Here is a 21326-nt window from a genome sequence, read left to right on the forward strand (position 1 = left end):
GTTCCTGAATTCCCAAAAACCGCTGCAAAAAAACTGGCTTCCATCAAGACAGAAGCCAGTTTCATCGAACCTGCCCGATTATATCATATGTTTTATCCCATCCCCGCTTTAGCGGTGAGAGAAACGACGGAACACCAGCAGCCCTGCACCGGCCACCATCAGCAGTGCACCAAAGGCCAGGTTGGTAACCATGGGCACAGCCGTGTTCGGCATTTTGCCGCCTTGAGCGTTCTTGATCACTCGTTCTTTTCCTTCAGGAGTTTTTGGTTTGGGAACTTCTTTCGTGGGAGGGGTCACCGTATCTTCCCCTTCCAGGAAGAACCCGTCAAAACCGAGTCCCCACTGGCACTCTTTCCCGTCAACCGTACCGGAGAAGACAACGAGAATCAGGTAGTCCCCATCCTCGCTCAGTTGGCTTTTGGGAATGGAGAAATTCACCGTATTGCCGGCCACCTTGGTTTCCACCACAACCGGCTCATCGGCGTCAAACAATCCGGCCAACAGCTCCCAAGCCCCTTCCACGTTTTTTGCGTCCGGGAAGGTGGCAGTCACTTTAATGGTGTCGCCGCTGTCTTTGTAATCCACTGCGATCTCATGGAAGTCTTCTTCGGAAATGTTTTCAAAATCCGTGCACTCGCTTACCGGCGGTTCGGTAGGCTCTTCACCGGGGGCCGGTTCTTCTTCTTTCGGCTCTTCTTCTTCCTTCGATTCCTCACCCACATCTACACAAACCCTGTCTTTTTTGCCGACTTGTTTCAACACAGTGTTGGCTGTTTGACCATCCAGCTTTCCGGTGTAATGAACCTGGAAGCAATATTTCCCCGGTTGCAGGTCGCTCCAGGAGCCGGTGAAGCTCAAATCGGTGGATTGCTGCGCATGGGCCGGCTTGCCCGCTTTGTTCGGGCCAAGCGGCACGATTTGCCATTCGCCCGATTCGGCAGACTCTGCTCCTTCAATGGTAGCGGTGACGGTCAAGGTACCGTCCTTCACATCAGACGCCACATCCAGCTCATACTTGTCTTCCTCCGCTGTCGCAAAGGCGGACATCGGTGTTGCCAAAAGTGCGATAAGTGCGATAAACAATCCGGTCTTCAGCCACTTCTGCATATTCGGTTTTCCCCTCCAGAAATTAATGGGGATTCCAATGAGGACATCCCATATACAATAATACATGGGATGATTACTTTTGTGGCCGTTTTTTGCACCTTTTTGTCGAAATAGAGACAACGGATGAATAAAACCAACGACAAGGCATATCTCCCGTAGTCCTTATGGATTATTTGAAAGTCTCACTTGTACCCTCCTTTTTCTTTTTTTATTCCATGTATGTCGTTGCTGCCTTCGGGTTACTTTAAGGGTAACGGGTACGTAACGGTTGAGCCCAGACCCATATATGCTTCTACGAAAGGTGTATATGGGTCGGCCAAAGATTGCATACAGGTGTTTAAAAAAAGCGCTTGTATGCAGTCGGAGGGAAGATCCTATACGGTGGGGAAAGGCTTTATTGTAGTCGTATTCCTAGAGGATATGATTACAATAGGGTCCCAACCGATCGTATAGGGTCGAGCGAAGATCGTACAGGGTGCCGCAGGCTCATCACGAGTTAACGGTCCGATACAGCCGAGAGGTTGTATCGGGCTGTACAGGTATCCTGTACGGTCGAACGAACCATCACCATGGGTGGTGACCTGCTTGTTCATGGTCGAAAGATCATGGATGGGTAATAAGCCATTCATGGTGGTGCAAGGTAGATCGTTACGTGCTCGTTTTATTTATGGATCAGTCGGTTTAACATCATCTTTTGGGATAACCGGAACATCACTCACCTTTGATGGCAACCGCTTTCTCTTTGAGGAAGGTGGTTTTTTTTCTGTAAAACAAACTTACCTAGGAATCGACCACTGTCTTTCTAAGCCCTCAATCGATTCTTGCAGTACTTCTTATCGTTCCTCGGGGACAATCCAAATCATTAACAAATACGCCAATCCAAAAGGAAAGAATCCGGAAAAAATGAGCAATACCACGAACAGGATGCGAATCAGGGCAGGATCGATGTTGTAGGTTTGGCCGATTCCGCCGCAAACGCCGGCTATCATCCGATCCTCCCGGGAACGGTACAGTCTCCGCACAAAAAATCCCTCCTTTATGTTTCTTTCAGAATACCCGAAATCATACCCATAATATAGGGTACTTTTTATCCAGCGGGATTAGTCGTTCCATCGATCCTCCGCTTTAAAAAAAGCTGCCGTTGGACTTTGGCAGCCTTCGTGTCCTTTTTTATTGCGGGTCGCGTCCCAATCGATCGAGATAGGACAGCCAGCGGCTGTTTTCAATGATACGGGTGATGGAGACGGTTTCCCCGATAATATGTCCCGCGATCAACAGAATCGTCAAGAAGAGCAACACCACGGGAGGAGAAACGGCAGCGACCCAAATGCCCAGTTGGATGCCGAGCAGATTGGATCCGCTGTCGCCCAGCATGATACGAGCGGACAAGTCGGCTCGAAATGCAGCCAGCGCCAAACCCAGCAAAGGCAAAAACAATAAGGTGCTGCCACGGTCAATAAAAAGGATGCCCAGCAGGATGGCGGCAGCCAGATAAAACTTAAGACAACGACCCGGGCGTAAGTCCAGCAGGTTGAGCCAATTGGTGACCAGTGCGATAAATAAGGTGTGAAGCGGCCACCACCACCCTCCCCGGCTGGTGACAAAGGCTGCCACGGCTGCGATCGCCACTCCGCCCACCGCTTTGATCAAACCGGTGGTGACGGTTCGGTTTTGCAGCCAGGCGCGAATATGACCGCCCAATCCCTTGTTGTCATGATCGCCTAAAGTATCGTCCAACCATCCCAGCCAGACGGCACCGAGAGAAGCCGCCCATACCGCCAAGAACAGAGTGAATGGAAACAGGGACAATGGGAGCAACTGATTCATTCCCAAAAGGAAAATCGTCAACAATAAGTACAAAAAAGCGAGAACGCCCCCGTAGCTCGTGGGAATGGACGCACCCTGAAAATTGGTACCGACAAGCCCCTTCTCCCGCAAAAAGCGGGTGCCGTATGGCAACGAAATCATGCCGGTCAATAAGGAAACCGTCAAAATAATCACCGACAGAAACGGAATCATGCAGGCTGCCTCCAAAGGTGAATCAGGGTGCGTAAGATGGCGACAAATTGTTTGCCGCGATGAACAAAACCGCGCCAGTCGCGGCCTGTCTCCCGATGACCCATGGGCAGAGGAATTTCCTCCACCCGACATCCGGAGCGAAGAGCATGAACAGTGAGGCCCAACTCAATCCCAAAGCCAGGAGGAACCGTTGTGAAACGCTCCCACACTTCCCGTTTTAACGCTCGCTGACCCGACAGGGTGGCATCCAATGTGGAACCGGTCAACCAACGAACTCCATTTTTGGCCAAGCCTTTCACAAATCCAAACCCTCCTTTTTTCCGGGGAGCCGGAAAACGGGCGATCGTCATATGTGCTTTTCCATCCAACACCGGGGTTAAAAGGGGTCCACAGAGCCGAGCATGCCCTTCCAGATCCGCATCCACAAACAACAATATCTCCCCTCTGGCTCGCTTGACCCCCCGGGCCAGAGCCGCCCCTTTGCCTAAGTTCTGCGAGAAAGATTCCACCCGATGAGCCAACGGTCGGGCCAAACTAGCCGTTTGGTCACAGCTGCCATCATCGATCACAATGATTTCATCAATCAGCGGGATTCGTTTCAATGCCTTTAAAGTGGCTTCAATACGCGCTTCTTCGTTACGGGCAGGGATAATGGCGCTTACACGGATCGCTTTGCTCATAGGGGTTCCCCCTTTTCTCGAGTGGTATCCGACAGCCAGGTGATCATCTGGATCAACCGCTCGGGGTGCTCCTTCATCTGACCTTGCAACAGCCAGATTCGCTTCTCTTCTCCGGCGGCAAAGGCAACTCGGTCCGTTTCCCATCGTTGACACCAGACGATGGGACCGTCAAAGGCTAATTGGACATCGGTCATCCAACCGGATCGACGCGGTTGTTTGCCAAAGGGACGGGATAAAAAAACAATCGCATCGTACCGTTCATAATCACGGGGAAAAAACAGGCTCCGCTCAACCGTAGCCCCCGCCTCCCGAAATGCTCCCTCGATCATTTCACCACGGCGGGTTCCTCCCACCATAAGAATCAAGCGCCGGTCCAACCGGTGACGAACCGCTTCTTGAAACACGCGAAGGCTTTCCTCCTGCTGCATGTGCAGGCGCTTTTTATGAGCAGCCAACTCCTGCTCCAGCTTCTTATTGAGTTGCCGGGTCTCTTGATACCGATCGAGGACTGTTTGCACCATCCCTTGCCGGGATTTCTCAAACCAGGCTCCTCCACTGCTCCCGCCCAGCAAGATACCCATGGTGAGCGCCAGAAAAACAGCGACCAGGGTGATCGTATGGTAACGCATCGTCACCGGGAACCACCACCTACGTCAACCAAATTTGGAGGGTGGTCCAACACAACCGTCCCATCTCGAACAATCGGGGATGCACCCATAATAACGCAGCCACAGGCATCGCACTGGCCAAGGCCAAAACCGCCACTCTGGCAAATGATACGCGAGGCTGATAGAGCCGGCTCACTCCTTTGGCGTCAACCAGCTTGGCTCCCATTTTGATGCGTGTAAGCAACGTACTGGCCATCCCCTCCCGACCTTTCTCGAGAAAGTCGACCATATGGGAATGTGTACCCACAGCCACAATCCACTCCGCGCCCCCTTCAAAAGCAACCAATAGGGCGACATCTTCACTGGTCCCCCGCGATGGCAAAAGATGTGCGGACAATCCCAACCGCTCCACCCGTTCCAACCCCGGAGCTCGTCCATCTGGATACGCATGAACCACCAACTCTCCCGCCATCCGCAGTGCACGATCCGATACGGAATCCATATCCCCCAGGATGAGGTCGGGAGTCCATCCGTATTTGAGAAGGGCATCCGCTCCGCCATCTACAGCGATCAAAAACGGATCCGTCTCCCGGATAAACGAGCGCAAGGCATAAAGGTCCTCTGCATAACCGGGTCCCCGAATCACTACCACCACATTCCGTCCCCGCCATTGCCCGCGCAACGGAGGAAGAGAGAGCGGTCGGGCAACCCAATGGCGTTCTTCCCGGGCATAATCAAGGGTATTTTCGATAAAGGGTCCCAAAGTGTGTTCCAAACGCTGATGCGCTTCTTCCATCTTCTCCCGCCACCGTATCCAGGTGAGTCGGTTTCCGGAAGCCAGAGGCTGACGATCATTCAACCAGAGAACTTCACCGGCCAGCTTTACTTCATCCCCATCGGAGAGGCGATGGATGACCGCTTCCCCAACCGAGTCCAACACGGGAATCCCCGCTTCCAACAATAGGCGGGGGCCCTGAGCGGGGTAGCGTCCGCTGATGGAAGCGGCGGCATTGATAACTGCCGCCACCTTGGCCGATACCAATCCCTCTGCAGCCACTTCATCGAGATCACGATGATGGATCACAGCTATTTCTCCAGGACGGATGCGGTTAACCAGTCGTTTGGTACGCGGATCCACCACCACCCGTCCTTTCACCGGCTTTCTATGCCATAAACCCTCCCGCCAACCCCGCATCAGGATAAGCCCCTTCCGCCACGGTTTCCCTTAGTATGGATGGGAGGTGAAAAAGTCATTCAGGAATAAGCGAACGACAGGAATGATAAAAAAAATAAACATCCGCTTTAAACAGCGGATGGTTTATACCTAACCTTCGTTTGTGTTCACAATCATCCCACTTTGTGCTCAATACGCAACTTGTCAGCCACCATCGCGATAAATTCGCTGTTGGTGGGCTTGGCTTTACTTACATTGATCGTATAACCGAACAGCTTGCGGATGGAGTCCATATTGCCCCGGCTCCAAGCCACTTCAATGGCATGGCGAATCGCCCGTTCCACACGGCTGGGGGTGGTGTTGTATTTTTCCGCGATCCGGGGATACAGCGTTTTGGTGATGGCACCCAACAGTTCCACTTCATTGTAGACCATCGTGATCGCTTCCCGCAGATAAAGATATCCTTTGATATGGGCAGGAACCCCGATTTCATGAATCACGCTGGTAATATTGGCATCCAGATTGTCGGATTTGGATGAGGTAACGGTTCCCGCAGATGGGCTGCGCACCGTCGACACCGGCTGTCCTTGCATCTGGCGGATCCGATGGGTTAACAGCTCCAGATCAAAGGGTTTTAAAATGTAATAAGCCGCTCCCAGTTCCACCGCCCGCTGGGTAATATTCTCCTGTCCAAAAGCGGTCAGCATAATGATCTTCGGCAACGAGTCCGACCGTTCGTTCAACTTTTCCAACACGCCCAGTCCATCCAGATGGGGCATGATGATATCCAACACCAGTACGTCAGGGGACTCCTGTTTCAACAAATCCAGTACCTCGTTCCCGTTATATGCGACACCGATCACTTCTATATCACTCTGTGCGTCGAGGTGATCCCGCAACAGTTGCGCAAATTCGCGATTATCATCGGCTAATACGACACGCATCTTATCCAAAAACGGCCCCTCCCTTATGTAATACACTCGTTCCTTTTCTTATACATGCTTTCTACACCGGACAATCCATTCCTGCCTGATTGCACGGATTTTCCAAAAAAAACAGCAGGTTTCTTCAAGAAACCTGCTGTTTCCAGCACACCTGCGTCTTTCAACATCCACTCGATATAAGTTCCATATCCCGAAGTCGGATCATTGACAAACACATGTGTCACCGCCCCAACCAACTTGCCATCTTGCATGATGGGACTGCCGCTCATCCCCTGTACAATTCCACCGGTTTTATTTAAAAGCCGCGGATCCGTCACCTTGATGATCATTCCTTTGGTGGCCGGGAACTTTTGATGAATGAGGTGAGCGATTTCGATATCGTAACGTTCCACTTTCTGCCCTTGTACCACCGTCAGGATTTGAGCCGGACCTTCCTTGACCTCTTCGGCCAAAGCAACAGGTACAGGATTTTGATACAATCCCTTATCTGGATTCTTCTCCATGCGGCCAAATACACCAAAGGGGGTGTTTCTGGCGATCGAACCCAGGACCTGATCCTCCCTGAAAAAGATGGCCCGCTTCTCACCCGGATCTCCGCTTGCCCCCTTTTGGATCGAAGTGACATTGGAGTGAACGATTTTGCCGCCCCCCACTTGAATCTGTTTACCCGTATCCACATCCGTAATGACATGTCCCAATGCCCCGTAGGATTTTTTCTTGGGATCATAAAATGTGAGGGTTCCCACTCCGGCAGCCGTATCCCGTACATATAATCCAATACGGAAAGAGCCTCCACGGGGATCCTGCTCCGGAATCAGTGTAGTCCGCCGTTGTTCATTTCCCCGTTGCAATAACACGGATATTCCCTTTTTTTCCTTACCTGCTTGATCCACAATGGGACCAATCTCCTTGGCTTCCGTTACCCGTTTCCCATCCATCTCCAAAATGAGGTCTCCGATGCGGATGTCGGCCTTTTCACCCGGGGAAGGTTTGGACGATTGCACCATGTGGTGCCCCACCACCAATACCCCTTTGGATTTCAATTTTACACCGATGGACTGTCCTCCCGGAATGACCCGAACATCGGGAAGAACCTCGACCATCACTTTTTTCAAAGGCAACTTTCCAAACAAACGGAGGGTGAAATGAGACCGGCCCAAGTTCTTGGTCATCACGGTAAACGGCTTACGGAGGTCTAACCGATTTTTGGCCCCTTTTACTTCGAGCATGCTCGGATCGGAAAAGGTTACCGTGGCGGTGGCGGGCATGGTGAGGTGGATTTCTTTTCCGTGTCCGCTGAACAGGCGCATCTGGGAAGGAAACGCCAAATATTCACGGAAGGGGGTGCTCATACTGGTCAAGATAAAAAGAACCGCTAAAAACAAACCCGCCCATCTGATTTTCTGTCTGTGCCCCACTGGATCACTCTCCTGCGCTCCTGCCTACACCTCCAGCGCGATGTTTCCATCGTAATGTTAAGGTGTCCGCGGCCATTTCCTTTTATGTCACGCAAAAGCTTCCTCACACACCAACCAACCGAAAGTGGGGACAAAAAAATCCCGGTAAAGCTACCGGGAAAAAGACCATTTAACGGGAGTGAATCGCTTCTTTGGTTCGTTCCGCCAGTTGGAGCATTTCCAGGGCATGTGTTTTCGTGGTGTCCGTCACTTCTACACCGCCCAGCATACGAGCCAACTCCATGGTACGCCCTTCCATCGTGAGAAGTTTGACCCGTGTACGGGTCTGCTCTTCATCGGATTCCTTAAAGATGTGAAAGTGGACATCGGCCATGCATGCCACTTGCGGAAGGTGGGTGACGCACAACACTTGCCGTTCCCGAGCCAGACGAGCGATTTTTTCGGCGATCGCCTGAGCGGCCCGGCCGCTCACTCCTGTATCCACTTCATCGAAAATAAGGGTGGGCACACCATCCAGATCGGAAAAGATCGTATGCAGAGCCAGCATAATCCGGGATAATTCCCCCCCGGAAGCGATCTTTACCAAAGGACGCAGAGGCTCTCCCGGATTGGGAGCGATCCGAAATTCCACCCGATCGCGGCCCGCGGGCGTATAAGGAAGGGATTCGTCCTCCCCTAAAAATGCAGCTTGAAAGCGGGTTCCCTTCATATTCAGATCAGCCAGTTCCGTTTCCACTCGTTTATTGAGACGATTCGCCGCATCGATGCGCAATCGGGTTAGGACTTCTGCTTCCTCTGCCAGGGTGGCTTCCAACTCCGTCAGGGTTTGCTCCAAATCATACTTTCGTTCATCCCGATTCAGCAGTTGTTCCAATTCCTTTTCCGCTTCCTGTCCATGGCGAATGATTGCCTCAACCGTTTCCCCGTATTTACGCTTTAATTGATCCAGCGTGTGGATCCGCTCTTCCACCTGAGACAGCCGAGCCGGGTCAAATTCCACATCATCCCGGTAACGTCCCACTTGCCGAGCCGCTTCTTCCACCTGGTAATAAGCCGATTGAACCATCTCCAGCACCGGTTGCAGCGATTCATCAAACTGAACGATCTCTTCTAGGTCGCCGACAGCCTGATTCAACAGCTCTGCACCTTGCCGGTCGCCGTACAGTACATCGTAGGCACGCGAAGCGTGTTGCGCAATCTGTTCGGCGTGAGCCAACCGGCTGTGCTCCTGTGCCAGCTCTTCATCCTCCCCGGGAGTGAGGCGTGCGGCCGCGATCTCATCCTTTTGAAACGACAAAAGGTCGATCCGTTGCGCCGCTTCCTTTTCATCCGCGGTAATTCGCGCCAACTCCCGGCTGACCCGTTGAACATTTTCAAAAGCTTTTTGGTATCGCTCCCGTTGCCGGATCAGATCAGGCCCACCAAACGCATCCAGCCAGTTCAGATGCTCCTCCACCTGCAGCAGGGATTGGTGTTCATGCTGCCCATGGATATCCAACAGATATTCTCCCACCTGCTTCAGCATCGCCAGTGTGATGATCTGTCCGTTGAGGCGACAGGTGCTCTTGCCGTTTTGGGCGATATCCCGCCGGATAAGAAGGTGCTCCTCTCCATCCGTCGACAAACCCAATTGGTCCAAAACAGAGTGAACCGCCGGTTGGCCCGAAATATCGAAGAGCGCTTCCACTTCGGCTTTTTTGGCTCCATGGCGGACAAAATCCTGGGATCCGCGACCACCCACCACCAGACTGAGGGCGTCGAACAGGATCGATTTCCCGGCCCCTGTCTCCCCTGTCAGCACATGAAAACCGCGATCAAAGGTAAGATGTACCTCCTGGATGATGGCAAAGTCACGAATGGACATTTCGCGCAACATCGTCATCCACTCCTACAACATGTCGATTAAGCTTTCCACGACCCGCGGAGTTGCTTCACGATCTCGACAAATAATGAGGATGGTATCGTCCCCCGCGATGGTTCCGATCACATCCGACCAATCCAGGTTGTCCATCAGGACCGCAATGGCGTGAGCGTTCCCCGGCATGGTCTTCATGACGATCAAGTTTTCGCTCTTTTCGATCCCCACAAAGCTCTCCGTCATCATCCGCTTCAATTTTTGCAGCGGATTAAATCGGTTGTCAGCCGGTAACGAATATTTGTAGCTCCCATGATTGGTGGGAACTTTCACCAAATGGAGCTCCTTGATGTCCCTGGACACCGTCGCCTGGGTTACGTTGTAACCCGCTTCTTTCAGGAAGGCTACCAGCTCTTCCTGGGTTTCAATATCGTTTTGTGTAATGATCTCCCTTATTTTGATGTGCCGCTGGGCTTTCATGTGCGTTCCTCCAACCCGGTACTTTCCTGTTCCCCCTGGAGCTTTTTCCGAACCACCTCGAAAAAGGTTCGTTCTTTCCACTTGATTAAGGACGTGACGGAACGGGATGCTCTCACTCGGATGATATCGTCCACCTTCAGCCGATATCCCAACTGTCCGTCAATGGTGAGACCCAAGTCACGATGAGTGGCACTCACTTTGATCTCCAGCACACACTCCGCCGGCAACACCATCGGTCTCGACGTAAGCGTATGCGGACAGATCGGGGTCAGCAGAATGCATGGCACACCCGGCCACACAATTGGTCCGCCACAGGAGAGAGAGTAAGCCGTTGAACCCGTGGGAGTGGATACAATCATGCCGTCACCGGAGTAAGTGCCCAAGTAATCGCCGTCCATAAACACGGTACTGGTAATCATACGGCTAAAGGAGCCTTTGGCGATCCCGACATCGTTGAGGGCGACACTTTTTTCCAGGGTGCGGCCATCCCGCACCACTTCCGCATCCAGCATTAACCGATGTTCGATGGTATAATCCCCCGACAATACCCGGTCCACTGCACTGGACAAGCTGTCCGGCTCGGCCTCCGACAAAAAACCGAGATGACCCAGATTAAACCCCAGGATCGGAATTTGCTGGGTTGCCAACTGACGCGCAACCCCTAACAACGTTCCATCCCCTCCCAACACGAAGACGAGGTTAACGCGACCCGGAAATTCATTCACGGGAAGGGCCAGCTCGTTTCGATCCAAGCTGGCTGCCGTTTCCGGTTCCAACAGAACTCCTGCACCCCGTTCTTCCAGGAGAAGGATCAGCTCCTTCAATACCACCCGGGCCTTCGGCTTTCCTTTGTTCACCAGTATGCCGATCGTTTGCAAGTCCCATCCACCCCCTTTGGGCCAAGCCCCCTCCACGTAGCACACGAGATCCATATGGATAGAAGAGGCACTCGATCATTGGATCCAAATCGCGATCAGGATACCCAACACAAGCGTAACCAGATGGGACACGACCCGCCGTTTGCCTTTCGGCAGGGGAACACCGGCAACGAAAAAAGTGATGGTGTGACACGAGCGCGAGTAGGGATCGACATAGACGACACCAGCAGCCTGGAAAGCGAGTACATAGACGAGAAACCGATCCCGCAAGGCAGAGCCTGAAATGCGCAGGGGCTGTTTAGCCTTGGCTTGGAAAACCAGATAAGTCCGGTTGTTTTTTCGCGCCACATAATCCACATACAGCCGGCTTTCCATTTCTTTTTCCCCCATTCGAACCAGCAGGGGGAGGCGTTGTTTTGCCGCCACCACATCGTACCCCTCTTCTTCCAACCATTCGGGTACCTCCCCTCTGATGGGGGCGGTGGACCATTGAATGGTGGAGTTCCACTCGGCCCGGCTCCATGCACGAGCCAGAGAATAGACGATCAAAATCGCCAACAAAACCAGCACGAGCAGGTCACCATCGTTTCGCAGCAAGGGAACCGCCTCCTTTCCTTCCTGATTCGACCTATCAGGAGGAAATCCTGTAAGAGACAGGAAGCGGATACCCCGTTCTTCTCAGGAGCGGCAATGGCGTCGATGTGCTTCCGCCACCACTTCATCCAATTGATTCTCCCATGAGGTGCTTGGCGACGGATCCGACCGCAGCCAACTGAGAAACTCAATATTTCCTTCCCCGCCGGTGATGGGAGAAGGGGCCAAACCGACCACGTCAAACCCCGATTGGTTGGCAGTTGTCACAAAGCCCTGCAACACCTTCCGATGAACGGCGGGATCTTTTACAATCCCTTTTTTGCCCACCCACTCCTTGCCAGCTTCAAATTGCGGCTTCACCAGGGACATGGTCCACCCTTCCGGATGAAGCAGCACTTTCAACGGAGGCAGGATTTTGGAGAGGGAGATAAAGGAGACATCAATCACGGCGATCTCCGGGGTTTCTCCCGACCAATCAGCAGGAGTGAGATAACGGAAGTTGGTCCGTTCCATCACGATCACCCGGGGATCCTGCCTCAATTTCCACGCCAACTGTCCGTATCCCACATCTACAGCGTAGACCAACCGTGCTCCGTTTTGCAGGGCGCAATCGGTAAAGCCGCCGGTAGAAGCGCCAATGTCCAAAATCACACGACCATCCAGGCGAATCCCAAAAACCCGAATCGCTTCTTCCAGCTTCATCCCGCCCCGGCTCACATACGGGTGCTGCTGCCTTTCCACGGTTAGGAGGGAATCGACGGGTACTTTCGTCCCTGCCTTGTCGGCCCGCTCCTCCCCCACTTTGACCAAACCGGCCATAATGGCCCGCTGGGCCTGCCCACGACTCTCATACAAACCCCGCTCCACCAAAAGCACGTCCAACCGCTCTTTTTTGATCAACGCCTTCTCTCCTTAAGCCCGGCGGCGTTGCAATGGGACCATGGCATAAGCGGTGCTCGCAATGTTCTCCACCGTCAGGCCGACTTCTCGCCGTTGGCTGTCCACATCGCCATGCTCCACAAAGTAATCCGGGACCCCGATGGTTTTGACGGACTGGTTGTGCGCCTCTTGCCCCGCATAGTATTCCAATACCGCACTGCCAAATCCACCGATGGAAGAGCCTTCTTCAATGGTAACGATAGGGGTGGAGTCTTCACACAACTGATCCAACAGCTCGGTATCCAAGGGTTTTGCGAAGCGGGCGTTAACCACTTTGGCGCGAATCCCCTCCCGAGCAAGCTGGTCCGCTGCTTCCATCGCCAAGGGAACCATCGTTCCAAAAGCGAGGAGCGCAACATCGCGCCCTTCTCGAAGCACTTCCGACCGGCCAATAGGGATCTCCTGCCATTCGGCGTCCATCTCCACACCCAATCCGGTTCCGCGCGGGAAACGGACGGCGATAGGGCCACCGTCAAAGCGGGATGCGGTATACAACATATGCTGGAATTCGTTTTCATCTTTCGGCATCATCACCACCATGTTTGGGACGCAACGCATAAAGGCGATATCGTAAACCCCTTGGTGCGTCTCACCGTCCGCACCCACAAATCCGGCCCGGTCTACAGCCAAAACAACGTTTAGTTTCTGACGGGCGATATCGTGAATCAATTGATCATATCCCCGCTGCAAGAAAGTGGAGTAGATGGCCAACACCGGCTTGAGCCCCTGGGTAGCCAACCCTGCTGCAAACGTGGCAGCATGCTGCTCGGCGATGCCCACATCAAAGCAACGGTCGGGAAACCGCTGGGCAAATTCGTTCATGCCGGACCCCCCCAGCATGGCAGGCGTCACTCCGACCACACGCTCATCTTCTTCGGCCAAGCGGATCAACGTGTCACCAAACACTTTGGGATACTTCACCGGGCCTTTGGCAGTCACTTTTCTCACGCCTTTGTTGGCTTCCAACTTATAGTTTTTCCCCACCCCGTGGTAGCCTTCCGCATCCTGTTCCGCAGGCAGGTATCCTTTTCCTTTGACCGTAACCACATGAACCAAGACAGGACCTTTGGTCCGGTCCGCCTGCTTCAGGCATTCCATGAGCTCGTCCATGTTATGGCCATTAACAGGCCCCAGATACGTAAAGCCCAGTTTTTCAAACAGCACACCGGAAACAACCAGGAATTTAAGGCTGTCTTTGACGCGCTCCGCCGCCGCGGCCATCGTTCCGCCCACGGTCGGAATTTTCTTCAGCAGAAACTCCACTTCTTCTTTCACTTTGTGATAGTGACGGTGTGTCCGCAGACGGCCCAGATATTTGTGCAACGCTCCCACATTGGGTGAAATGGACATCTCGTTGTCATTAAGAATGACGGTGATATCCCGTTTTTCATTTCCGATGTGGTTAAGCGCCTCCCAGGCCATTCCGCCTGTGAGCGCTCCATCTCCGATAATGGGGATCACCCGGTTGTTTTCCCCTTTTAAATCCCGGGCAACTGCCATCCCCATCGCCGCAGAAAGAGACGTGCTGCTGTGACCGGTCTCCCACACGTCGTGGTCACTTTCATTTCGCTTGGGGAACCCGCACAACCCCTGATATTGCCGGAGAGTGGGAAAGTCTTCCCGGCGGCCGGTCAGTATCTTATGAACGTAGGCTTGATGGCCCACATCCCAAAGGAACTGATCCCGCGGACTGTCAAAGAGGTAGTGAAGGGCCATCGTCAATTCGACCACGCCCAAGTTGGAGGCGAGATGACCCCCTGTCACCGACAAGCTCTCCATGAGAAAATGGCGGATCTCTTCAGCCAGACCGGGGAGCTCCTCAACCGGCAATTTCTTTAATTCTTCCGGACTGTTAATCTGTTCGAGGTGCACGAAGAACCCCTCGCTTTCGCTTGCGTTTTTTCTTATTCTTTACGTTGAATACCCGAATATGAAATCGATTTTCAAGAAAATAGAATATCCGGCCCATTTGAAAGACCATCTCATTGGCGTAACGGATGGCCAGCGACTTACCTAACGCTTTTCCGCCCACAGTCAGTGCGGAAATGAAGCCGATCAACAGGGTTTCCGCCATAAAATGACTGCCGCTCGGCAGATCCATCGATAAAATCAAGGCGGCCGCCACGGCAAAGCCCGCCGCCCCGCTGACGACTCCGCTGATGTCGCCAATGACGTCGTTGCAAAAATTGGCGAACTGGTCCGCCTTTCGAACGATTCCAATCGATTGTCTGGCTCCGGCCACTTTTTTGGAGGCCATCGCATGAAACGGGCGCTCCTCCGCAGCTGTGGCGGCGATCCCCAACATGTCGAAAAACACTCCGATCAACACGATAAACAGGACCACCAGTAAACCACCCTGCCACGGCAGGCCATTTAAGAAACTGCTTGATACCAGAGAAAGTACCATGGCCAAGAGAGCGGTTACGATACTGACCAAAATGGCCCACCGTAACGATTGCCTTATAATATCACACATGCATCACTCATACTCCTTTAAACTGAACCCCTAAAGAAGGAATGCCGAACCGCTGGGGGCGGCCGGCATTTCCGCTGTGGCATGACCGGCGGCGGCAAACCGTTGGCCGGTCGCCAACGGCCGATCAGACCTACTCTATTATCGTTAATCAAGCAAGTATGGCGGTGGAGTGGCAACGAACCGGGTAAATACTGCGGCTTAGGTCCAGTAGGTTTTCCCAAGGAAGAGACCCCGTCGTCGCCGTCGAGGCGGTTTCCCATTACCCTTCCCTCAGCGGTGTTGCCACACGCTGGACTGGATTGCCACTTAGTCCGCACTTCAATCCCCGATCCGCCATGCCAGAGCATTCAGTCTAGGAGTTTTCCTCGGCGGCTCTTCCCTTCCCCCTAGCCTCTTTTGCAGCATTGCTTTCATCGGTGAAGCCGAATCCCCGCAAAGCCACTCAAGGCAGGCTACGCTGCATATCAGGTCCCCACGCCCACATGCAGGTTTCTACCCCAAGCCATCGCCGACGTTCGGTGACGTCTAAGCCACGCACTTGGGCCTCCGCGGGGGGAGGGTCAACGCCCACATGCCCTTGTGGATCGCCCTTCCCCCTTAACTCTCAGCATCAGCCCCCGACTGGGCGTCAGAAGCCAACACCAAGAACTTCATCGTTGTGCCCTTTGGCGGATTTTTAGCCCCGCCTTCAGAGGAGGTGAGCCGACTAGAATACTGTGCCACCCCAACATTGGGCTTATTATATCATAACCCTGCAGATAGCGACAACGCAAAGGCAGGGTTCTCCCACTGAGGGAGGCGGTCAACCTGCTTTTCCGATTTACGTTCCCATGCACTCCCGAAGCACCAAGTCTCGTCTCGATTACATTCATCTCGCTATACGCGGCAAGCCACTTTACGGGATTTCCGAGCCAATGGTGAAAAGAACACTATCGATCCCTCACGGTAAGATAGTCGGCGATTTCCGTCAAGCGCCTATCATCCATTCCCCCGGCAGAAGCGAGCAGATCCTTGGCTTCCGCCACCAAGCGGCGTACCCAATTTCGTGACTCTTCCAACCCCAACAAGGCGGGATAGGTCGACTTGTTTTTGGATTCATCGCTGCCCACCGGCTTGCCGATGGCTTCCTGGTCCCCAATGACGTCCAATACATCATCCTGGATTTGAAAAGCAAGTCCCAATCGCTCGGCGAAACCGGTCAACGCCTCCAACTGGGAATCAGATGCACCGCCTACACCGGCACCCAACCGAATCGAATAGGTGATCAGATCTCCGGTTTTTGAACGGTGGACATCCTGAAGTTCTTCTAGGGAAATGGACCGGTTTTCCGCTTGAATATCTTTCACTTGACCGCCAACCATCCCCTCGGCACCGGAACGGGCAGACCCTTCCGCGATCAGAGCCAGAACCCTGGCAGGTTCCAGGTTCGAATACCTCGCCCCTTGCGCCATCAAACCAAAAGCGCGCGTCAGGAGCGCATCACCCGCCAAAATTGCCATTGCTTCTCCAAACACCTTGTGGTTGGTGGGTCGGCCCCGTCGAACATCATCATCGTCCATCGATGGTAAATCGTCATGAATGAGTGAATATGTATGGATCATTTCCACTGCACATGCGAACGGCAGTGCCTCTTCTTCTTTCCCGCCCACCGCTTCTGCAGCAGACAAAACCAAGATGGGACGGAGCCGTTTCCCGCCTGCCAACAGCGAATATCTCATCGCTTCCCGCAGGGTGTCCGGCACACCGGTCATCTCGGTTAAATCGCGTTCCAGCGCCTTTTCAACCACTTGCGCCCGTTGTTTGAGATAGATTTGTATCGCTTCCACTCAGTCTCGACCCTCCTGTGGGTCAAAGGGTTTTTTGACCCAATCCCCGTTTTCTCGGACCAACATCTCCACTTGTTGCTCCATGCGGTCCAATTTCTCCCCGCATATGCGGGACAACCGCATCCCCTCTTCAAACAGTCGAATCGACTCCTCCAGGGGAACGTCACCGCTCTCCAGACGTTCCACCACCTCTTCCAGCTTTTTCATCGCTTCTTCGAAGGGAAGTTGCTGAGCCGGATGTTTTTCCGTCATCGATCCACTCCTCCTTTCCCCACACCTGACACTTCAGACGTCCATCCGCCAATCTCACCTGGATCAGGTCGCCCGCTTCCACTCTGCGGGCGCTTTTCACCAGCTCTCCATCCCCATGTCGAAAAACGAGGGAATACCCGCGCCCCATCACTTTCAGCGGACTGATGGCATCCAGACGGTCCACACGCCTGAGCCACCGATTTCGCGCGGCGGTCAGTCGGGTTTCTATCCGACGTCTCCCCTCCAAGGTGCATTGATCCAAACGATTCCTTAAAAAAGGGAGCCGGTCGGCGGGATGATGGGAAAAAAGCAGTGTCCGCCTGTGCTTGAGGCCATGTCGCCATTGGGGAAACCGGGAGCCAATCGAGCGAATCAAATCATCGGTGAGCCCATCCAGCCGCTGCTCAAACCGTTCCAACTGAGCACCGGGCCGTTGCAGCACCCTGCGACGTACCATCCGCGTCCAATCGGAACGGGCCGCTTCCAACTGTCGCCGCTGTGTTCGCTCCAGGCGTTGGAGCAGCGTCTTAATCCGGAGACAGAGCTCATCATGACGAGGGACCACCAATTCCGCCGCTGCCGTAGGAGTGGCTGCCCGTACATCGGCCACATGGTCGGCGATGGTGGTGTCCGTTTCATGTCCCACCGCCGATACGACCGGGATCCATGACCGATGAATGGCCCGGGCCACTTCTTCTTCATTGAATGCCCATAGTTCTTCCAGAGAGCCGCCGCCGCGACCGACAATAATGACATCCACTTCCCCGTGCCGATTCATCTCGTCCAGGGCGGCAGCAATATGCGGTGCAGCGTCCTCCCCCTGCACGGAAACGGGGTACAACAAAATATCCACCACCGGACTGCGTCGACGGATCGTCGTGATAATATCGCGAACCGCCGCCCCTTGAGCCGAAGTGATCACTCCTACCCGCCGGGGTAAAAAGGGGAGGGATTGTTTAAACAATGGGGAGAAAAGACCTTCCGCCTCCAATTTCTCCTTCAGTTCCTGAAAGGCCAGAAAGCGGTCGCCGATACCCTTGGGCTGCATAGAGCTGACATACAATTGTACTTGACCATCCCGCTCGTATACAGCCACACGCCCCCGCACCAACACATCATCCCCGTCCTTGGGACGAAAGCGGAGGCGTCGGTTGTGTCCGGCAAACATCACCGCCCGAATCCGGGTCTGATCATCCTTCAAGGTAAAATACATATGTCCGCGGGCATGATGTTTAAAGTTGGAGATCTCTCCCTCTACCCACACCCGGGATAACCATTCATCGTGATCGATGACGTGACCCAGGTGTTGAATCAGCTCGGTAACGCTCTGATGCCGCCTGGTTTCCAAACCGGGATCCCTCCATTTCAATGCCGTCAGGTCGAAGCGGCCATTCTCTCTGCAGACCGAATCGTGTTATGAAGCAGCATGGCAATGGTCATCGGACCCACTCCCCCCGGTACAGGCGTAATATGGGACGCAAGCGTGCGTACCGCTTCAAAATCGACGTCACCGGCCAACTTTCCTTCCGGAGAGCGGTTCATGCCCACATCGATCACCACCGCTCCCTCTTTAACATGCTCCGCTCCGATGATGTGATAGCGGCCCACCGCTGCAATCAGGATATCCGCCTGTCGCGTATGATAGGATAAATCCTTCGTACGGGAATGACACATGGTGACCGTCGCGTTCTCCCGCTGCAATAGCAAAGAAACCGGCTTGCCGACGATATTGGAGCGGCCGACTACGACAGCGTGCTTCCCTTCAAGAGAGATACCCGTCCGCTTCAACAATTGGAGTATACCATGAGGAGTGCAAGGAAGATAGGCATCCAATCCCGTCAGCAACCGGCCGGCCTGAATCGGATGGAATCCATCCACATCTTTTTCCGGATCAATCGCCGCAATAACCCGATCGGGAGAGATTTGTTTCGGTAAGGGCAATTGAACAAGGATGCCGTGAATGGCGGCATCCCGGTTTAACCGGTCGATTCGGGCCAATAAATCCTTCTCAGACGTCTCTGCCGGTAATTGGATGAACTCTGAATAGATGCCCACCTCTTCACAGGCACGAACTTTCCCCCGGACATACGTTTGGGATGCCGGATCTTCCCCCACCAGAATCACGGCCAGCCCCGGACGCACGTTCAAACGTGTCAGCCTCTCCACTTCCTCTTTCAGTTCAAGACGAATCTCCTTCGCGATCTGCTTCCCATCAATCACTTCTCCCCGTACCACCCTGCATGACCCCTTTCAGGAAAATTTCCACGACCCCAGTTTACCTTTTGTCTGTGGGACTGTAAAGAAAATACACGAACATTCAACTTCTATTCTCATTGAATGTTCGATTTTATCCCAACCTCCCCCCCACCGGTTTACTCCCCTTGTCGGTCACGCAGGAAGCTGGCCAACACACCATTAATAAATTTGGGAGATTCGTCGCCGCTGAATGTTTTTGCCAACTCAACCGCTTCATTTAAGCTAACGCGATTCGGTATATCTGGTTCATGAAGCAGTTCATATACAGACAGTCGCAAAATCATCTGATCAACCAAAGAGAGTCGGGAAAGGGTCCAATCTTTTTTTAAATATCCTTCAATTTGTTGATCCAGCTGCTCTTGATTTTGTATCACTCCCTGTACTAACCTCCCGAAAAACTCTCGGTCCCGGGGATCGATCGGATCAGCCAGCTTCCGATCTTCCCGTCGCAACCATTCTTCTTTGTCCTGTTTGTTTAGTTGTAATTGATACAATGCTTGCAACGCCTTCTCACGCACTTTTCGTCTGGACATTCGCATCCCCCTAAAAAAGACCCCGAGCCGAAAGGGCTGGGATCGTCATTTTCGCAACCATTTTCCGGGATTGACCGTCTCCAGCATATCCTTAAATCCATCGCGGTCGTCCAATTGTTGCCCAATCAAATAACCGGCCAAGAGAAAAGCACCAAAACCAATCGCCTTCCAAAAACCAGCAATCAGATAGATAAGTCCCAAAATCAGGCCAATCACCAGGCCCGTCAACCTTCCACGATGCGTTTCCCATAATTGTTCCATCTGTGGCGCACCTCTCAATCCATGGGGATCGGTGTTCGATCCGGCTGGACAGTGTCGGCTATGTAAACGGAAATCTGGTGAACAGTCACTCCTGCGACTTCTTCCACATGCGTTTTTACCGTTTGTTGCAGCTCCTCAGACAACGTTTGAATCGGTATATCCCCGTCCACTGTCAATTTTAACCCGATTCCCACAGAGGAATGCGTGTCGTCATGCCGCACCCGCGCGGATAGATCGTAAATGCCCTTAATGCGGTTTCCGGACTGTAAAGCCAGGCTCTCCAACGTCTTGAGCGAGATGCGGACATGACCGAATTCCGTGATCCGATCGACTCCTCTGTCTCGATCCCGGTTAACCGATAGTTGGATGATGACGCGTAACGAGACCAATACCAGGATCAGACTGGTGACCAATATGGGCCATCGGATCTGGGAATCATGGTACACGTTTGCCATCCACCGGGTGACGGTCTCTTCTTTACCAACGCCAACGTCGAAAGCGATCAGGGCTCCAATCCCTGACACAACCAGCAGAATCAGGCTGAAGATGAGCAGAAGTAGCCGGTGTTGTGCATTCATCCCCTGATTTCCCCTTCCCGGTGGTATTCGATTATCTTACCCGTTGATGATGGTCTGTTTCTCGTGTATCCTCCGCTTCTCCCTCAATTTTCACTTCCACCACCCGGATCAATACCTTGTTTACCGTCAAGCCTGTCATGGATTCGATCGCACCTTTAACCTGCTGTTGCACTTCTACCGCCACATCGGGTACATGGTGACCATAATGGACGATGATGGAGACGGCTACCTCCAATTCATCCTCACCCAATTCCACTTTAATGCCGTGTTTCGGGTTTTTTCGCCCGAGGAATTGGTTGATATCGTCCACTACACCCCCACTGGTTCCGGCTACCCCTTCCACCTGAATGGCAGCCAGCCCCCCGATAATTTGAATAACCTCCGGTGCAATCTCCACCTTGCCCAGTCCCGTTTGGTGCGTTTCTTTCATCTGCTCTTCTTTTGTCAT

At 53.3% G+C, this 21326-nt stretch carries 24 protein-coding genes; 1 reads left to right on the plus strand and 23 read right to left on the minus strand.

Features of this window, described 5'->3' with window-relative positions:
• Positions 1-108: 108 nt before the first annotated feature.
• From JOE21_RS02985 to JOE21_RS03055, 15 genes are all read right to left on the minus strand, one after another.
• Positions 109-1107 (minus strand): hypothetical protein, encoded by a 999-nt coding sequence (locus JOE21_RS02985; protein ID WP_309862110.1) that lies wholly within the window; start codon positions 1105-1107, stop codon positions 109-111.
• 833 nt (positions 1108-1940) lie between these two features.
• Positions 1941-2129: a PspC domain-containing protein gene (locus JOE21_RS02990; RefSeq protein ID WP_309862112.1), complete on the minus strand. Its 189-nt coding sequence runs from the start codon at positions 2127-2129 to the stop codon at positions 1941-1943.
• A gap of 148 nt (positions 2130-2277) precedes the next feature.
• The gene (locus JOE21_RS02995) at positions 2278-3126 is read right to left on the minus strand and encodes a hypothetical protein (RefSeq protein WP_309862114.1); all 849 of its coding nucleotides are present in this window, start codon (positions 3124-3126) and stop codon (positions 2278-2280) included.
• Entirely contained in the window at positions 3123-3806 is a 684-nt protein-coding gene (locus JOE21_RS03000) for a glycosyltransferase family 2 protein (protein ID WP_309862115.1), read from the minus strand. The genes JOE21_RS02995 and JOE21_RS03000 overlap by 4 nt, the downstream gene beginning before the upstream one ends.
• Entirely contained in the window at positions 3803-4435 is a 633-nt protein-coding gene (locus JOE21_RS03005) for a copper transporter (RefSeq protein ID WP_309862447.1), read from the minus strand. The genes JOE21_RS03000 and JOE21_RS03005 overlap by 4 nt, the downstream gene beginning before the upstream one ends.
• 19 nt (positions 4436-4454) lie before the next feature.
• Positions 4455-5609: a putative cytokinetic ring protein SteA gene (gene steA, locus JOE21_RS03010; protein WP_309862118.1), complete on the minus strand. Its 1155-nt coding sequence runs from the start codon at positions 5607-5609 to the stop codon at positions 4455-4457.
• A 152-nt stretch (positions 5610-5761) separates the two neighbouring features.
• Positions 5762-6541: a sporulation transcription factor Spo0A gene (spo0A, locus tag JOE21_RS03015; protein WP_309862120.1), complete on the minus strand. Its 780-nt coding sequence runs from the start codon at positions 6539-6541 to the stop codon at positions 5762-5764.
• Positions 6542-6555: 14 nt separating this feature from the next.
• Complete coding sequence (spoIVB, locus tag JOE21_RS03020) at positions 6556-7950, minus strand: SpoIVB peptidase (protein ID WP_309862122.1); 1395 nt, start codon at positions 7948-7950, stop codon at positions 6556-6558.
• Between the two features lie 169 nt (positions 7951-8119).
• Entirely contained in the window at positions 8120-9826 is a 1707-nt protein-coding gene (gene recN, locus JOE21_RS03025; RefSeq protein WP_309862124.1) for a DNA repair protein RecN, read from the minus strand.
• A 12-nt stretch (positions 9827-9838) separates the two neighbouring features.
• Positions 9839-10285, minus strand: a complete 447-nt coding sequence (gene ahrC, locus JOE21_RS03030) for a transcriptional regulator AhrC/ArgR (RefSeq protein ID WP_309862126.1) — start codon at positions 10283-10285, stop codon at positions 9839-9841.
• A complete protein-coding gene (locus JOE21_RS03035) occupies positions 10282-11163 on the minus strand; it encodes an NAD(+)/NADH kinase (protein WP_309862128.1) in 882 nt (293 codons plus the stop codon). The genes ahrC and JOE21_RS03035 overlap by 4 nt, the downstream gene beginning before the upstream one ends.
• A gap of 75 nt (positions 11164-11238) precedes the next feature.
• On the minus strand, positions 11239-11760 hold the full coding sequence (locus tag JOE21_RS03040; protein ID WP_309862130.1) for a hypothetical protein: 522 nt from the start codon (positions 11758-11760) through the stop codon (positions 11239-11241).
• A gap of 81 nt (positions 11761-11841) precedes the next feature.
• A complete protein-coding gene (locus tag JOE21_RS03045) occupies positions 11842-12654 on the minus strand; it encodes a TlyA family RNA methyltransferase (protein WP_309862450.1) in 813 nt (270 codons plus the stop codon).
• 15 nt (positions 12655-12669) lie between these two features.
• Positions 12670-14568 (minus strand): 1-deoxy-D-xylulose-5-phosphate synthase, encoded by a 1899-nt coding sequence (gene dxs / locus JOE21_RS03050; protein ID WP_309862132.1) that lies wholly within the window; start codon positions 14566-14568, stop codon positions 12670-12672.
• Positions 14549-15172 (minus strand): hypothetical protein, encoded by a 624-nt coding sequence (locus JOE21_RS03055; protein WP_309862134.1) that lies wholly within the window; start codon positions 15170-15172, stop codon positions 14549-14551. Before JOE21_RS03055 ends, dxs begins: the two co-directional genes overlap by 20 nt.
• A 41-nt stretch (positions 15173-15213) precedes the next feature.
• On the opposite strand from JOE21_RS03055, the gene JOE21_RS03060 reads away from it, so the two are divergent.
• Positions 15214-15360, plus strand: coding sequence for a hypothetical protein (locus JOE21_RS03060; RefSeq protein ID WP_309862136.1), 147 nt, complete (start codon positions 15214-15216; stop codon positions 15358-15360).
• A 741-nt stretch (positions 15361-16101) separates the two neighbouring features.
• Here the strand turns inward: JOE21_RS03060 and JOE21_RS03065 are convergent.
• The 8 genes from JOE21_RS03065 to JOE21_RS03100 form a co-directional block, all read right to left on the minus strand.
• Positions 16102-16998, minus strand: coding sequence for a polyprenyl synthetase family protein (locus tag JOE21_RS03065; protein WP_309862138.1), 897 nt, complete (start codon positions 16996-16998; stop codon positions 16102-16104).
• Complete coding sequence (gene xseB / locus JOE21_RS03070; protein WP_309862140.1) at positions 16999-17250, minus strand: exodeoxyribonuclease VII small subunit; 252 nt, start codon at positions 17248-17250, stop codon at positions 16999-17001.
• Positions 17162-18598 carry an exodeoxyribonuclease VII large subunit gene (xseA, locus tag JOE21_RS03075; RefSeq protein ID WP_309862142.1) on the minus strand — a complete coding sequence of 479 codons (1437 nt, stop codon included), beginning with the start codon at positions 18596-18598 and terminating at the stop codon, positions 17162-17164. The genes xseB and xseA overlap by 89 nt, the downstream gene beginning before the upstream one ends.
• 26 nt (positions 18599-18624) lie before the next feature.
• A complete protein-coding gene (folD, locus tag JOE21_RS03080) occupies positions 18625-19485 on the minus strand; it encodes a bifunctional methylenetetrahydrofolate dehydrogenase/methenyltetrahydrofolate cyclohydrolase FolD (RefSeq protein WP_309862144.1) in 861 nt (286 codons plus the stop codon).
• 137 nt (positions 19486-19622) lie between these two features.
• A complete protein-coding gene (gene nusB, locus JOE21_RS03085; RefSeq protein ID WP_309862146.1) occupies positions 19623-20039 on the minus strand; it encodes a transcription antitermination factor NusB in 417 nt (138 codons plus the stop codon).
• A gap of 45 nt (positions 20040-20084) precedes the next feature.
• On the minus strand, positions 20085-20300 hold the full coding sequence (locus JOE21_RS03090; protein WP_309862148.1) for a DUF2273 domain-containing protein: 216 nt from the start codon (positions 20298-20300) through the stop codon (positions 20085-20087).
• A 14-nt stretch (positions 20301-20314) separates the two neighbouring features.
• Positions 20315-20878: an alkaline shock response membrane anchor protein AmaP gene (gene amaP / locus JOE21_RS03095; RefSeq protein ID WP_309862150.1), complete on the minus strand. Its 564-nt coding sequence runs from the start codon at positions 20876-20878 to the stop codon at positions 20315-20317.
• Positions 20879-20909: 31 nt separating this feature from the next.
• Positions 20910-21326 carry an Asp23/Gls24 family envelope stress response protein gene (locus JOE21_RS03100; protein WP_309862152.1) on the minus strand — a complete coding sequence of 139 codons (417 nt, stop codon included), beginning with the start codon at positions 21324-21326 and terminating at the stop codon, positions 20910-20912.

The organism is Desmospora profundinema (assembly GCF_031454155.1).
Taxonomy (GTDB): Bacteria; Bacillota; Bacilli; order Thermoactinomycetales; family DSM-45169; genus Desmospora; species Desmospora profundinema.

Excerpts from the sequence above, each read along its gene's own strand:
- JOE21_RS02985 (WP_309862110.1), bottom strand. The coding sequence starts at position 1,107 with ATGCAGAAGTGGCTGAAGACCGGATTGTTTATCGCACTTATCGCACTT.
- JOE21_RS02995 (WP_309862114.1), bottom strand. The coding sequence starts at position 3,126 with ATGATTCCGTTTCTGTCGGTGATTATTTTGACGGTTTCCTTATTGACC.
- JOE21_RS03000 (WP_309862115.1), bottom strand. The coding sequence starts at position 3,806 with ATGAGCAAAGCGATCCGTGTAAGCGCCATTATCCCTGCCCGTAACGAA.
- JOE21_RS03005 (WP_309862447.1), bottom strand. The coding sequence starts at position 4,435 with ATGCGTTACCATACGATCACCCTGGTCGCTGTTTTTCTGGCGCTCACC.
- steA (WP_309862118.1), bottom strand. The coding sequence starts at position 5,609 with ATGCGGGGTTGGCGGGAGGGTTTATGGCATAGAAAGCCGGTGAAAGGA.
- recN (WP_309862124.1), bottom strand. The coding sequence starts at position 9,826 with ATGTTGCGCGAAATGTCCATTCGTGACTTTGCCATCATCCAGGAGGTA.
- ahrC (WP_309862126.1), bottom strand. The coding sequence starts at position 10,285 with ATGAAAGCCCAGCGGCACATCAAAATAAGGGAGATCATTACACAAAAC.
- JOE21_RS03055 (WP_309862134.1), bottom strand. The coding sequence starts at position 15,172 with ATGTGTGATATTATAAGGCAATCGTTACGGTGGGCCATTTTGGTCAGT.
- JOE21_RS03060 (WP_309862136.1), top strand. The coding sequence starts at position 15,214 with ATGCCGAACCGCTGGGGGCGGCCGGCATTTCCGCTGTGGCATGACCGG.
- xseB (WP_309862140.1), bottom strand. The coding sequence starts at position 17,250 with ATGACGGAAAAACATCCGGCTCAGCAACTTCCCTTCGAAGAAGCGATG.
- nusB (WP_309862146.1), bottom strand. The coding sequence starts at position 20,039 with ATGTCCAGACGAAAAGTGCGTGAGAAGGCGTTGCAAGCATTGTATCAA.
- JOE21_RS03090 (WP_309862148.1), bottom strand. The coding sequence starts at position 20,300 with ATGGAACAATTATGGGAAACGCATCGTGGAAGGTTGACGGGCCTGGTG.
- amaP (WP_309862150.1), bottom strand. The coding sequence starts at position 20,878 with ATGAATGCACAACACCGGCTACTTCTGCTCATCTTCAGCCTGATTCTG.
- JOE21_RS03100 (WP_309862152.1), bottom strand. The coding sequence starts at position 21,326 with ATGACAAAAGAAGAGCAGATGAAAGAAACGCACCAAACGGGACTGGGC.